The sequence below is a fragment of the Endozoicomonas sp. SESOKO4 genome, assembly GCF_024606275.1.
The window spans coordinates 1-14647 of record NZ_JAHHPS010000325.1 but is presented as its reverse complement, the minus strand read 5'-3'; the positions used below and the strand labels follow the sequence as shown (position 1 = coordinate 14647).

Annotated in this window: 9 protein-coding genes and 1 pseudogene; 7 read left to right on the top strand and 3 right to left on the bottom strand. The window is 50.3% G+C overall.

The features are described 5' to 3' along the window. The 4 genes and pseudogenes from KDK16_RS06135 to KDK16_RS06125 form a co-directional block, all read left to right on the top strand. A partial coding sequence (locus KDK16_RS06135; RefSeq protein WP_373690934.1) for a beta strand repeat-containing protein occupies window positions 1-4551 on the top strand: 4551 nt, incomplete at its 5' end. Continuing rightward, window positions 4503-4691 (top strand): annotated as a pseudogene (locus KDK16_RS13525) (hypothetical protein); the annotation flags it as partial. The gene KDK16_RS06135 and the pseudogene KDK16_RS13525, both read left to right, overlap by 49 nt. A gap of 9 nt (window positions 4692-4700) precedes the next feature. Beyond that, window positions 4701-5552 (top strand): hypothetical protein, encoded by an 852-nt coding sequence (locus tag KDK16_RS06130; protein ID WP_257275182.1) that lies wholly within the window; start codon window positions 4701-4703, stop codon window positions 5550-5552. A gap of 55 nt (window positions 5553-5607) precedes the next feature. Then, window positions 5608-7713 carry an ATP-binding cassette domain-containing protein gene (locus KDK16_RS06125; protein WP_257275181.1) on the top strand — a complete coding sequence of 702 codons (2106 nt, stop codon included), beginning with the start codon at window positions 5608-5610 and terminating at the stop codon, window positions 7711-7713. Here KDK16_RS06125 and KDK16_RS06120 read toward each other — a convergent pair. Genes KDK16_RS06120 through KDK16_RS06110 form a run of 3 tightly spaced genes read right to left on the bottom strand, consistent with a single transcriptional unit; the run spans window position 7677 to window position 11495 of the window. Then, window positions 7677-8687: a M23 family metallopeptidase gene (locus KDK16_RS06120; RefSeq protein WP_257275180.1), complete on the bottom strand. Its 1011-nt coding sequence runs from the start codon at window positions 8685-8687 to the stop codon at window positions 7677-7679. The genes KDK16_RS06125 and KDK16_RS06120 overlap by 37 nt on opposite strands. A 3-nt stretch (window positions 8688-8690) precedes the next feature. Further along, window positions 8691-10163: a hypothetical protein gene (locus tag KDK16_RS06115; RefSeq protein ID WP_257275179.1), complete on the bottom strand. Its 1473-nt coding sequence runs from the start codon at window positions 10161-10163 to the stop codon at window positions 8691-8693. 60 nt (window positions 10164-10223) lie between these two features. After that, window positions 10224-11495 (bottom strand): TolC family protein, encoded by a 1272-nt coding sequence (locus tag KDK16_RS06110; protein ID WP_257254500.1) that lies wholly within the window; start codon window positions 11493-11495, stop codon window positions 10224-10226. A gap of 263 nt (window positions 11496-11758) precedes the next feature. On the opposite strand from KDK16_RS06110, the gene KDK16_RS06105 reads away from it, so the two are divergent. From KDK16_RS06105 to KDK16_RS06095, 3 genes are all read left to right on the top strand, one after another. Continuing rightward, window positions 11759-12364: a hypothetical protein gene (locus tag KDK16_RS06105; RefSeq protein WP_257275177.1), complete on the top strand. Its 606-nt coding sequence runs from the start codon at window positions 11759-11761 to the stop codon at window positions 12362-12364. Further along, window positions 12364-13644: an HlyD family type I secretion periplasmic adaptor subunit gene (locus tag KDK16_RS06100; RefSeq protein WP_257254502.1), complete on the top strand. Its 1281-nt coding sequence runs from the start codon at window positions 12364-12366 to the stop codon at window positions 13642-13644. The genes KDK16_RS06105 and KDK16_RS06100 overlap by 1 nt, the downstream gene beginning before the upstream one ends. Before the next feature lie 459 nt (window positions 13645-14103). Beyond that, window positions 14104-14445, top strand: a complete 342-nt coding sequence (locus KDK16_RS06095) for a hypothetical protein (RefSeq protein WP_257254503.1) — start codon at window positions 14104-14106, stop codon at window positions 14443-14445. The last annotated feature ends 202 nt before the right edge of the window (window positions 14446-14647 follow it).

The following is a 14647-nucleotide window of genomic DNA, read 5'->3' as shown; positions in this document are numbered from 1 at the left end:
GAGAACATCAGCGGCACGGCTCATGACGATACCCTGACCGGTGATAACAATGCCAATACCCTGAGAGGTAATGGTGGTGTTGACACCATTAATGGCGGTGCCGGTACAGACAGCCTCTACGGCGATGCTGGCAATGACACTCTGAATGGCGATGCCGGGAATGACACTCTCTATGGTGGCACCGGTAACGATACCCTGGATGGAGGCAGTGATTCCGATACGGTCGACTACAGCGGCAAGGGGGCGATCACTGTTGATATGAATCTGGCTAGTAATCAGGTGAGTAATGACGGTGAAAGTGGTCAGGACACGCTGCTTAATATTGAAACTATTATCGGTACTGCCAACAACGACACCATGACCGGTAATACCGACAGTCACCGGTTTGAAGGGGGCGGCGGTGATGACACGCTCTCTGGCGGTGGTGGTGATGATGACATCGAGGGTAATGCGGACAATGACATCCTGACGGGGGGTCAGGGTGAGGATTTCCTCAAGGGTGGCACGGGTCAGGATAGCCTTTCAGGTGGCACAGAGAATGACACGCTCTGGGGCGAAGACGGTGATGACACTCTTGATGGGGACGCCGGTGACGACACTCTTGATGGGGGCACCGGTGAGGACACTCTTGATGGAGGTGCCGGTGACGACACCATCGACGGCGGGGCAGGAACCGACACCCTGCTGTTAACCGGAGCCACACAAGCGGTCAATATTGATCTTCAGGCAGGTAGCGCAAGCAACGATGGTTACGGTACCAGCGATTCCAGTATTACCAATATCGAGAATGTCACGCTGGGCGCTAACGGTGGTGTTGTCACGGGCAGTGCTGATGTCAATGTGCTGACCGGGAGCACTGGCGTCGATCAGTTCCATGGCGGTGGCGGCAACGACAGGCTGGAGGGTCATGACAACAATGACCTGCTTTATGGAGATGCCGGTCAGGACACGCTCTATGGTGGAGCCGGGACAGACACCCTTGAAGGGGGATCGGACAATGACACCCTCTATGGCGAGGCAGACGACGATACGTTGCGTGGCGATGCCGGTCAGGACCAGCTCTTTGGCGGTGATGGCAATGATACCCTGGAGGGCGGAGATGACGACGATACCCTGGAAGGTGGTGCCAATGACGACACTCTCCACGGCGGTAACCATAACGATACATTGCGTGGCGATGCCGGTGCCGACACGCTCAACGGTGATGCTGGTGATGACGTGCTTGAGGGAGGGGATGGCATTGATACCCTCAATGGCGGCGATGATGACGATACCCTGCGAGGTGGCGCGGAAGGCGACACGCTGAACGGTGGTTCCGGCAATGATACGCTGGTTGGCGGTGCCGGTAATGACAATCTCGACGGCGGTGCAGGCACCGGGGACTGGGCGGATTACAGCGGCGCTATTGGCAGTGTTACCGCTGACCTTAGTGATCTGGTGGGGACGAATGCTGCGGATGGTGAAGGTTCCAACGACACCCTCAGCAATATTGAAAATATCCGTGGCAGTGCCCAATCTGACAACCTGACAGGGGATGCCAACGCGAATCATCTGGTGGGTAATGACAATGATGACACCTTGTCCGGTGGTGATGGTGCGGACCATCTGGAAGGCGGTGATGGCAATGATTATCTGACGGGGGGTGCCGGTGCCGACACACTGGATGGCGGTGAACAGGCCGGTGACAATGATACCGTTGACTATGCCAGTGAGAGTTCGGCAGTTACCGTTGACCTGTCCAATGTTTCACAAACGGCAAGCGTCGGCGGGGTCACTGACACCCTGTCCGGTATTGAAAGTGTGGTCGGGGGCAGTGGTGACGACATTTTCACCGGTAACGGTGACGACAATACATTGCAAGGTAATGCCGGTCAGGACCGGATTGACGGCGGTGCCGGTGACGACACGCTTCAAGGTGGTGATGACAATGACACCCTGAATGGTGGTCAGGGCGACGACACTATTGATGGCGGCAGTGGTAATAATGACCTGCTTGACCTGAGTACAGCGACCCACGCCATTGACCTTAACCTTGGTGACGGAAAAGCCACTCAGGATGGTTACGGTTCATCCGACAGTAGCATCACCGGAATTGAAGACGTTACCGGGGGCGGTCAGGCCGATGATATTACCGGCAGTTCCCTGGCCAATATCCTGCGTGGAGGGGGAGACGATGACCTGCTGAAAGGCGGTTTTGGCAACGATACTCTCTACGGTGACAGTGGTGCGGACACACTGCAAGGCAACGCCGGTGACGATGAAATATACGGTGGCACCGGTAATGATACCGTCAGTTACGCTGACGGTGGCGCGGTGAATGTCAACCTGACCACCGGCGTAGCCACCGGCAATGGCACCGATAACCTCTACGAGATCGAAAATATTACCGGCAGTTTCTCCGACGATACGCTGACAGGTGACAGTGGTGATAATACCCTCGATGGCAGCTCGGGCGACGACACGCTGATCGGTGGTGCCGGTAATGACGTGCTGGAGGGAGGGGCTCACAGCAGTCTGGGTGATACGGTGGATTACAGTGGCGCTACCAATGGCGTGACCGTCAACCTGACAAGCGAGACAGGCAGCAGCGTCGATCAGGGCACTGATACCCTGAGGAATATTGAAAATATTATTGGCAGTAATCATAACGACGCTCTAACCGGCAGCAGTGTCAGCAATTCGATCAATGCCGGTGCCGGCGCAGACACTATTTATGGCTCTGATGGCGACGACACTCTTGATGGCGGCAGCAGCAGCGACACGGTGGATTACAACACGTCCCATTTCAACAGCTCTGGCAATGGTTTGACCGTTACCCTGAGGGACTCTTCTGACGGCAGTGCGGTTCATGGCAGTGATACCGACACACTCAAAAATATTGAAAATGTCACTGGCTCCAGCAACAACGATACCCTGATCGGAGACACTGGCAATAACACCCTCAATGGTATGGCTGGCGACGATACTCTGGAAAGTGGTACAGGGACAGACACCCTGGATGGCGGCACAGGTTCTGATACGGCGGATTACAGTAACCACACTAATTCCGGTATCACCGTTGTGCTCAATGGCAGCGGTAACGGTACCGTCAATGACGGCACGTCTACAGACACACTTCGCAATATCGAAAACATTATTGCCACAGACGGCATGGACACCATCACGGGTGATAATGAGGACAATAACATCAGTGCCGGTGATCAGAACGACACAATCCACTCAAGCAATGGTTCCGATATCCTGGATGGTGGCAGCGGCACTGATACTCTCAACTACAGTACCAACAGCAGTGGCGTGACCGTCACTCTGGCTGGTGCGTCTGATGGCTCGGTAGCCAAGGGTGGTAATACCGATACTGTCCGTAATGTGGAAAATGTCGTCGGTAGTGCTTTTATCGATACCATGACCGGTGACAGCAACATCAATAGTCTCAGTGGCATGGGTGGCAACGATACATTCCACGGCAGCGGTGGCAACGATATTCTGGATGGCGGTACAGATATCGATACCGTGGATTACTCTGCGTACACTGCCACTGTCAACGTGACTCTGGCCGAAACCGGCAACGATGGTACAGCCACCACGTCTGCAGGCACGGACACCCTTCGCGAGATCGAAAATATTATTGGCGGCAGCGGCGATGATACGCTCATCGGTAACAGTGCCATCAATGACCTCAAAGGTGGAGCCGGTAATGATACGCTTCGTGGTGGTGCCGGTGCCGACACACTGGATGGCGGGGCGGGTGAAGACACCGTTGATTACAGTCAAGATTCAGGGACGGTTATTGTTGATTTGTCAGGAGACTACGCCATTGATGGTGGCGGCGGAAACGATACGCTGACAGATATCGAAAATATTATCGGTTCTGACCATTTATCAGGCGACCAGTTATACGGTAACGCGTCAGCCAACACCATCAACGGGGGTGCCGGAGGCGACACTATTTGGGGGGGTTCCGGTGCTGACACCATCAACGGTGGAGATGGCAACGACGACATTAACGGTAATCAGGACGATGACACCATCACGGGTGGCGCTGGCGATGACAGCATCCACGGTGGCTTCGGAAACGATACATTGGATGGTGGTGCCAACACTGCGGCAGGCGATACGCTGGATATGGTGGGTAATGTCAGCGGGCCTTTAGACACACCGGACGATATTACCGTCGACCTCTCTGCCGCAGCCGATGCTGATGGTTACATCACCGTCAACAAAAGTTTTGGCAATGGGCTCTTTACCGGTACCGACAGGGTGAAGGGTTTTGAGAATGTCATCAGCGACCATGGCAACGATACCCTGATTGGTGACAATGCCAACAATATTCTCAACAGTGGTAGCGGTAATGACACACTCCGGGGCGGAAACGGAAACGATACTCTTATCGCCGGTTCCGGCAACGATACTCTGGAGGGTGGTGCCGGAACCGATACGCTGGACGGGGGGCTGATGAAGACACCGTTGATTACAGCAATGAAACCAGCGGCGTCACGGTTAATCTGGACACCGGTACGGCCACCGATGGTGGCGCCAGTAACGACAGTCTGACCGATATTGAGAATATCACAGGCAGTGATCACGGGGATTTCCTTACCGGGAGTACGGTCGTCAATGCCATAGAAGCCGGTAAGGGCACAGACACGATTTATGCCACTGATGGCAACGATACTCTTGATGGTGGCGACGGCATTGATACAGTGGATTACAACTCTTCTCATTTCAACAGCTCAGCTAACGGCATTACCGCCACCCTGAATGGCTCCGCTAATGGCACAGTAGCTCACGGCGTTGACTCGGACACTCTCAGAAATATTGAAAACCTGGTGGGAACCAATAACGCCGATACCCTGACGGGGGACAGCAACAACAATAGTCTGAGTGGCATGGGTGGTAATGATACGCTTCGTGGCGGTGCCGGGGCCGATACGCTGGACGGAGGGGCGGGTGAAGACACCGTTGATTACAGCAGTGAAACCAGCGGCGTCACGGTTAATCTGGACACTGGTGCAGCCACTGACGGTAGCGGCGCTACTGACACCCTGACCAGTATTGAGAAAGTTCTGGGCTCCAACAATACGGCCTCAGGGGACGATCTCACCGCTTCCAGCACGGTAGCTAACGTACTGGAGGGTAATGCCGGTAACGACACCTTAACGGGTTTTGCTGCAGATCAACTGATTGGCGGAGCCGGTGACGACACTCTCAATGTTGATCTGGCAGCCCTGCAAAACAATGCCACCCGTATAGATGGTGGCGCTGACAGCGACACCCTCAATCTGAACAACGGTGGCACCTGGGATCTGGGTAATTTCACCAGCCTTATTGATAATGTTGAAAAGATTGATTTCAGCGATGGAAGTGCCGATACCATCACTATCTCCATGAATGATGTCAGTGCTCTTACCGGAAGTAACAGTCTGACCATTGATGTTGATGGCAGTAACACTGATGGTATTACTGTGAATGATGAGACCAGTGTTGATACCAGTAATGCCAATCAGCACATATACAGCGACGGTACTAATACCATAACCGTCAACTTCCTCTGATGGATTCAGGCCAGTAGGTTCAGAGGGCGCCAGGATAACTAAAAGAGCGCCTTTTATGCTTAAATTCAACCTCAAAGATTGTTTCCTCACCATTTGCCATCATATGGGGGCCGATGTTGTCAGAGAAGATTTAGAGACACTCACGCAAGATGGTCAGGAGTTTGATCATCGGCGCCTTAAACAGGCCGCTGCCTACGGTGGCCTGGACATGATAAAAAAATGCAGCGGACTTAATGATATTACGGAAAACGACTTACCCTGCATCATTCAGTTAAAGAAAAAAAAATTCATGACCATCACCGAAATTCGTAACGGTGAGTATTTTGTAGCATCACGAAAACATCCTCTGGGATTATGGTTGTCTTTGTCACGATTAGCATCGGTTTATACCGGCACGCTTTTCTGTTTCAGTGAACAACAGGACAAAGCCACTGCCAGCAAGCTATTGATGCCTGCCTGGTTTCGCGCACAGATGAACGAACTCCGACCTCACTACGTTCAGGTATTGCTGGCGACCCTGATGGTCAATCTACTGACTCTGTCGCTACCGTTATTCACCAACATGGTGTTCGACAAACTCATCCCAACCTTTGCTACTGATACGCTGCTTGTTCTGGGGATTGGCATGCTGTTGGTAGTGACCTTTGATTTTGTCTTGCGCTGGCTCCGCACTTATTTTGTCGATGAGGCCTGCCGGGTTATTGAAAAGCGCAGTGAACAGTTCATCATGGGCCGCCTTGTTCAGCTGAAGCAGAGTGAACTGCCTGACTCTACGGGCCGCATTACCCATACTGTGGAAAATTTTGCCCGGGTTAAAGAATTTCTGTCCGGAACGGTGGTGTTATCATTTCTGGATGCACCATTTTTTATTCTGTTTACCCTCATAATAGGAATGATCAGTGGCGTCATGGCACTCATTCCTATTGGCATTGCGGCCTGCCTGATACCGATTGCGATATTCAGCTATCGAGGCACGCGTCATCGTGCCAGCCAGCTGACCCGCGCCAACAATGCCAAAAGTGCCTTTCTCTACGAAGTGAGTTCAGAGCTGGAAGCCATTAAAACCCTGGGTGCGACACGCAAGACTCAGGCGCGCTGGCGTAGTTTGGTCACCCGTTCTGCCTGGGCATCGCTGGCCAGTAAACAGTCTAATATTCTGCTCAACACCCTGGTGGCAAGTGCCAGCCAGATTGTGGTCATCGGCATGCTTGTCCTGGGTGTCTTCCAGATACACAGCGGTAATCTTTCGTCTGGCTCTCTGTTTGCCTGCATTATTCTTGGTAGCAGGGCCATTGTTCCGCTGATGAGTCTGGCCATGGCAGTTAATCGCCTAAGCTTCTCCATCAAGGCATTGAAAGAGATTAACGATCTGCTGGGTCTGGCAGGAGAGGATGACTGCAACGATAAGCTCAATGTTCCAACCCTGAAAGGAGTGATTGAATTCGATAAAGTGTCCTATCGATATAAAGCCACGGAACCTGAAATTCTGAAGAACATCAGCCTGAAGATTGAGCCGGGAGAGCGGGTAGCCATACTGGGTGCATCTGGCTCCGGGAAAAGTACACTCATCCGCATGATTCAGGGGCTGGTGGAACCGACTGAAGGCAATGTAATGATCGATGGTCGCAATCTGCAGCACCTTAATCTGGACCATTACCGCAGCCACTTCGCCGTGGCACCTCAAAAACCCTCCGTATTCGCTGGCACACTGAAAAGTAACCTGATGCTCGGACAGAGTTCAGCATCCACTAAAAAGCTGGATGAAGCCTGTTATGGGGCTTGTCTGGATGGATTTGTCCAGAAGTGCTCCCGGGGCTATGCCCACGAAGTTTTAGAACGGGGCGAGAATCTCTCCGGTGGTCAACGACAGGCACTTTGCCTGGCTCGTGCTCTGTTGCGTCGGGGTCGTTTACTGATCCTTGATGAACCCACCAGTGCCTATGATAATTACAATGAAACGCTTTTCTGTCAGCGTCTTCCGGGTATCCTGGAAGACGACCAGACGCTGATTCTTGTCACTCACCGGCAAAACCTGTTGCAATTGGTGGATCGGATTATCGTGATATCGGAAGGTCGTATCATCGGTGACGGTAGTCGCAGTCGCGTGCTGAAGGAGCTCAATTTTCAACGGTCAGTCACATCTTCAACACCTACTGCATAATCAAAAACCTTTTTAATAGGCGGGAGTGATGTGCGCTTCAGTCTCACCCTCCCCTGCCAGCGGCCCCACAGTTCCGGGCGAATAGCCGGATTATTGATGCCGATGTAATAAAATTGCTGTGCCTTGCCTGATTTCAGTTCCGGGAAAGTATGTGCTTTGACAAGTTCGTCATTGGGTGCAACGAAACTCAACGTTACCTGATCACCCGTTGACAGCCCGATGAACCGGACCCAAAAAAACAGGCGCTGGTTTTTGTCACCAGCACCGTTATTAAAATTTCCACTTTCAATCGACTGGTAGTTGACCGGGGGAGTGCTATTGAAACCCTGATCCAATAGCAACCCCGGGAGGTAGGTTATCCTGTTGTCTTCGATCCCGAGCCACAGACTGTTGAGCGTATCCCCACACTCGCTTCTGTCTGGTTTTCCGATAAACGGGTCAATCGTCTTATTGTGATGTGTCACCTGAAAATGGACATGGGGAAATTCGGTTAATCCCGACAGGCCAATTTCTCCCAGTGACTGCCCCTGTTCGACCTGGTCACCTTTTTTGACGGTCAGACTCCCCTTTTTCAGATGGCCATAAATGCTGCGCCAGCCATCCCCATGCTGGATAACAACGGCATTGCCCAGACCGATCTGTTTTATTTCCTTACGTCGGGCAGAGTTCAGATAAGTATCCGCAATGCCATCCCGTGTCGCTACAACCGTGCCATCGGCTGCTGCCAGCACAGAAACACCCTTATTCATTTGGGGCAGGTTAACTAACCTGATATCGGTACCAGAATGGCCGTCATAGGTTTGCTGACGGCACTGATAGTCGCTGTGGCCCGAAGTGGGGTCATGGTCAACATAGTTTTGGATAAAGCAATCAACACCATAATGACAAGCCACCGGGAAAATAAAATCCGGACTGTTGTCAGCCGAAGCGGCCAGACTCCAGATCAGAGGAATGATATGCCGGTGAACCCTCACGTCTCAATTTCCTTTTATTCTGGCCTTCATATCCTTAATCGCCCTGGACATGGAAATGAACATCTTTTCCATTCGTGACTGCCTGATTTGGCTGTCCTGGTTATCTTCCTGAACTTTATCGGAAAGTGCCTGCAACTGCAGAGAGACACCTTTAAGTTCGGTGGCAGAGGCGTCTGTTTTCTGTGCGATGAATGCTTTCAGCTCGGTGACCTGCTCAGTGGTTTTCCCATGACTGCGCCCCAGAGCCTGCTGCTCATTCAGCAGAGCATTGACAATCTGAACCAGCCGATGCTTGCTTTCCTGTACTGCGCCCAGTGCTTCTATACTGGCATCGGCCTGAGTAGAGAACATCTGGCGCAGTTTTTCTGATTCCCGCAATTGCAGCTCTGCTTGCGCTAACTGATCCGACTGGAGTCTGGCAGAAGTTTCAATATGTTGTTCAGTCCGTAGCAGGGATTCAGACAGCCCGGAGGTCTCATTGGCCAGCTCACGGTGATTATTGTTGAGTAAAGTGATCAGGTTTTGCCACTGCCTGTCATCTGCAGATTGAATACTGATTCTCTTCAGAGTATTGGCGATGGTACTGAGCTGGGTGGTAATCTGCTCCAGTTGCCCGTTTCCGATGGCTGGAGCGGCAGTGGTCGTAGCCGCTCCACCATTAGAACTTCTCTCAACGGTGTGCTCAGCCAGCCAGTTTTCCATGGCAGAGGTGAAGTAATGGCCGGCCTTGTCCAGGCTGAGCAGAAAAATACCCAGCACCAACGAAGTACTCAGACCCATAAGGGAAGAACCGAAGGCGGTGCTCATGCCGCCAAGAGGCCCTTCCAGACCTCGGATCAGCTTGATCAGGGTTTCCATAATATCACCGCCATCCAAGCCTCCTGCCAGATCAGACAGGATGCCCCCGATGGAGCCAATGGTGATGGTGAGGCCAAGGAAAGTTCCAAGTAGTCCGATAAAAACCAGCAGGTCGGTGAAGTAGCGAATGAAGGCGGACTTTTCGCTCATACTGTCCTGCAGAGAGTCTACCAGAGCTCGGGTTGCTGGTGCCGAGAGTCTGATAACACCCAGAGATGCAACATTGTTTTTGAGCAGGGTGACAGTTGGCCCCATCAGGTGCATCTTCAACGGTTTCGGTTTGCCCTGCTCGTTCTGGCTGCTCCTGTCTCTTTGGATGTTCTGATCGCCCGGATCATCCGAACCGTCCTGGTCGGCTTTATTTTCAAACAAGATCTCATCCAGTTTGGCAACCACCAGAACATCATCTTTAAGATGATACACATAGATGAAGCAGAGCACCGAACCGACTATGAATACCGATAAAATCGTACCGTTCAGCGGCAGATTTGACATAAGTGCCGTGATAAAAAAATCTCTGGAAAAATAAACCAGGATAATGCTGGCTACGACGACAAACTGCATACGCCTTATGAAGCTCTCTATTCTTTTCGGGTTGGCAATATGCAGCTCAGACATGTCCTTATTATCCCTTTTTGTCCGTGTTGCCCGTCGTTCTCTCGCCTGTCCTCTGAAACATCATTGGGACTCGTCTGCCAGACTTCGCACTGTGTTGATGACATCATTCAGGTAATAGCGGATTTTCAGCGTACTCTTGTAATACTCAAACCGGAACACGGCGCTCTGGACTCGACTGTTATGGTAATCCCCCTGGGCTGTGGTGATATCCAGCAGGGTCTTTTCACCCAATTCAAATTCTTTGTAATAGAGGTCGACAATTTCGCGGTTGGTTTCCAGTGCCTCTTTATTGACGGCCTTTTCATCTCTTAACTTCAACATCGCGCTGTAAGCTTCCTCTGCCTCTTTTTCCAGTGCCAGTGTTGCCTCTCGTAACTGATGATTAGCCCGCATCACTTTGGCATTAGTTTCATCAACATTGCTTCGGGCCTTGAATCCGTCCCAGATGTCATAACTCATTGTGATACCGGCAGCCTGTGTGCTTGACCATTTGCCGTTGGTGTCCAGAGAGTTTTCCCTGTTGGTTTCAATTTTCAGGTCAAATTTGGGATATAGATCGGAACGGGCTTTGTCTCGATTTTCTTTGGCGAACTCAATGTTTTTTCTGAGAGACTGGATCTGATAACTCCGGGTTGTTGCAAATTCGACCAGTTCCTTCGGGGTTTGCTTGATGACCAGTCCGTCCAGCGAAGGAATTGTCAGGTTTTCTGGCTCAATGTTCGTCAGGCTTTTAAAGGTTTTACGGGCAAACGTCAGGTCTGTCTGATACTGGATCAGCTCAAGCTGGGCATTCTGGCTCAGACTGGTCAGACGCTGAACATCAGATTTGCTGGACGCACCTGTCTGATTTCGGGTTTCAAGGATGCCCAGAAAACGATCGTAAAAGGCGATATTCTCTTTGATATATCTGATCACTTCCTCAAGCTTGAGTATCTCCAGAAAGGTGTTTGAGGTGAGCAGGACGAGCTGCTCACGGCCGTTATTAAGATCCTGCTGGTAGGCATTTAGCTTGTATTTTCTGGCGCTGATCTGGTTAGAAGTCCGACCAAAATCGTACAACACCTGATTAAGAGTTACTGATGATTTGCGCTTTTGCTGCCAGGAACTGTCTGAATTGTTGCTCTTGCCACTTTCCAACTGGAGGGTAACCTTGGGGTGGTAGTTGGCGTAACTCTTGTCCAGTTGAGCCTCTCCAACCTCAACCGTAGCCTCCAGAGACTTCAAGGTCGGGTTGATCTCCAGTGCTTTGTTGACCGCTTCAGGTAACGATAAGGCACTCACTGGAGAGATAAGAATTAATAAACTCACCCCGAGCAGACTTTTTAGTTTCATAAAATTTGATCCTGCCTGTCCTGATTTTTTTGCCGCGTACCCCTACCCCATCTCTTCAATCCAATGGATATAGGACTTTAAAAGCCTCAGAGTCTTATTCGGCCCACAGCACGAAAACTGCAAAGGATCGCTTCTTTTAGTATTCCGTTTTGCGGTAAACATTTATTAAGAAACGCATCAGACAGGCGATAGATAACCAGACAACAGTTGATGTAACGGTTCCTGTTTGAATTTCTACACTACACATCTGCAACTGGAGCACAATGGCTAAAAAAGTTGAAAGCAACCCATGGCCCGGATTTGTGGATGCTCTTTCGACCACACTGCTGGTCTTTGTTTTCCTGGTCGTTGTGTTGGTTATGGTCGTTTCTGCGCTGAGTGTTCAGGTGGGTTATGATATTGCGCAGTCGTCTATTGAAGCTGAGCATGCGGCAGCCGGCTCAACCGAAGGACTGGAATCGGGTCAGCAAGCCTCGGTGGAATCGGATATTGAGAAGGAAATCATTTCTGAAGCCATGAGCGTTAATTTAGAGAGCCAGGTATCCACAGAGATTAAGAGTAAACTCATTCGCATAAAGTACGAAGATTTCAACTCACGTCTTTCTGAAGCGGCAAACAAGGAGCTGGAAGAATGGGTTCAGGCAAACATAGTTGATTTTCAGGGTAAAACGATCCATGTTATTAGCCTGCTCAATAGCAGAAGCCTGGCGAAAACGGTTTCTTACGAAATTGCATTCAACCGAATTTCTCAAGTTCGAAAAATTCTTCTGGATGCTGGCATGCCCGCTGAATTTATCAAAATCAGACTGGACGAATCCGGCACCGAGCAACGAAACCAGGTGGTTATCAAACTGGTGGATAACGAATAATGATGAAGCCACTGCTTACCCGAATGCGGCACCGATCGTTTTCCCGCTATTCCATCATTTTTACCATCACTTTTATCGTTCTGTGTTTTCTGGTCTGGTCAGCCATTATCGAAATAGATGTGGTCGTCAAGAGCAATGGTCGGGTGACTACTTTCAGCAATAACCGTGTGGTTGAGCATCTGGAAGGCGGTATTCTTACCGAACTGCACGTGCAAGAAGGGCAGCGGATTCACAAAGACATGGTATTGTTTACGGTGATGAATCCTTCCTTGACCGAGAATATCAGCATTTTGAACCAAAGACTCAGAGGGCTGACCGCAAAAGCGCAACGATTGTATGCTGAAATGACGGGTAAAGAACTGATCGCTGCGAGCAAACAAAAGACTCGGAATAACGAGCATTATCTTAACGAACAAGAGCTGTATAAAAAACGTGCCAGAAAGCTCAGCGAACAAATCTCCATTGTCCGCCAGCAGATTAACAAAGAAGAAGCCCAGTTATCTGAGCTTGACCAGGTCATCAAGGACATGAAAAACGAACGGGCGGTAGCTCAAAAGCAGTTGGATATACTGACGACGCTTCTTCAGGAAGGTGCTGGTTCGATTCATAATCAGCTGGAAAAAAAGATGGCGTTGCTGAAAATTGAGACCAGAATCAATCAGTCAATGAAACAGATTCCGGTCATTGCTGCCAACCTGTCAGAGCTGCGTTTAAAGAAAAAAAAACTGATGACAGATTTTCGTGAAGAGGCACAGCATAATTACAACAAAGTCCGGTTAGAAATTGTTCAAATTCAGGCACAGATTCACTCTTCCAGTGAACGGCAGGTCCGTAAAAAAGTGGCGGCACCGGTTACAGGTACTCTGCATACCCTGCATGTCAATACTATTGGTGAGGTCGTATCGCCGGGTTCGATATTGGCAGAGATAGTGCCAGATGGAGTTCCCCTGATGGTAGAAGCTATGGTGGCACCACATGACAGAGCCAGAGTCTGGCCCGGTCAGTCAGTGAATGTTCGGGTTTCTGCCTACGATTATACGACTTATGGCTCTCTGAGGGGCAAGGTTCTGGAGGTGAGTGCTGACACTTATGTAGATAGTGTCACGGCTAAGCATTACTACAAGGCTATGATTGAGACGGAAAGTTCAGGGTTTGATGAAAATAATCAGTTGATCCCGGGTATGACCGTTGAACTCAATATACTGGCAGGTAAACGCACGCTTCTTGGTTATCTGCTGGGGCCGTTGTCTGAATCCATTCAATTTACTGCGAGACTGTAATTCAATTTGTGTCAACGCTCGTGGCCCTTATCGGGCTCCACGCTGAGCGAAACTCCGTCCAAAAATCTTAGTGACAAGGGATCCTGAAGTTTAAAAAAACCTGTTGCACCTTTCTATAAAGAGAAGAGAGCGTTGGAATTGATACCCCGCTATTTAAAATAGCTATCACACGGAGGCTGACCGAGAATAGACTGCCCCTCCGCGGCAACTGCTCCTGCATTGCTCTATCAGCCTGTCGAACTTAAGGCTGTCCTACTGCGGTTGTTGTCATTAGCGGAGCTCCCAATTTCTGCTTTCCCTTGGTAGAGAGAAGGTCAGCTACTTCGAATACGTTCAATTTCGAGGTTAATTATCCCTTAGCAAACGTTATGGCCTATTATCTTCCTGTCTGCGCTTCGCTGTGGTCGTTACCTTCCACCCCGCAAGACTTGGTACACAGCTGCCGACCACAGCTTTACCGTGGCGACCATTTCAGGTCGCAAGATTGTACGCGCTTCAAGGCGCACCTCCACCAGTACCATACTGCAACAGTTTGAATACAACTTTCCTATCATTGTGATAGCCATTGCCAATTTCCAGTTTCAATTCCTTGTTTATAAACTTTATTTTATACAACAGGAGGATTACCCCATGAATGCATCCAGCCAGATAGAGAAAAAACAGGATAGTTTCAATGTTCCTGCTCAGCAATCCAACAAGCAAAGTGATTGCAATTTCAACAATGACTATTATGGAGACCGGGTCTGCCGTGCACCTTCTAATCCGAAAGAAATGGCAAAATGCAGAGTTGATCATCAATAAATTCATGATTGAGTACTAAAACTGCCTAAAATCGTTCCGGACGATCCTGTTACTTCCGGGTTTGGATGGGAGCACGAAAATAAACGACGCATTGCTTAAGAAGTTTTGTCGTTCTTTCGGGTGACATTACATTGTCCTGTAACGGATAAACAAAAACCCCAGCCGATCACTCAACTGGGGTTTTGCTTTATTCAATGCCTGG

What these genes read in the sequence shown, in the direction of transcription:
- KDK16_RS06125 (WP_257275181.1), top strand. Translation starts at nt 5,608, where the DNA reads ATGCTTAAATTCAACCTCAAAGATTGTTTCCTCACCATTTGCCATCAT.
- KDK16_RS06115 (WP_257275179.1), bottom strand. Translation starts at nt 10,163, where the DNA reads ATGTCTGAGCTGCATATTGCCAACCCGAAAAGAATAGAGAGCTTCATA.
- KDK16_RS06110 (WP_257254500.1), bottom strand. Translation starts at nt 11,495, where the DNA reads ATGAAACTAAAAAGTCTGCTCGGGGTGAGTTTATTAATTCTTATCTCT.
- KDK16_RS06105 (WP_257275177.1), top strand. Translation starts at nt 11,759, where the DNA reads ATGGCTAAAAAAGTTGAAAGCAACCCATGGCCCGGATTTGTGGATGCT.
- KDK16_RS06100 (WP_257254502.1), top strand. Translation starts at nt 12,364, where the DNA reads ATGATGAAGCCACTGCTTACCCGAATGCGGCACCGATCGTTTTCCCGC.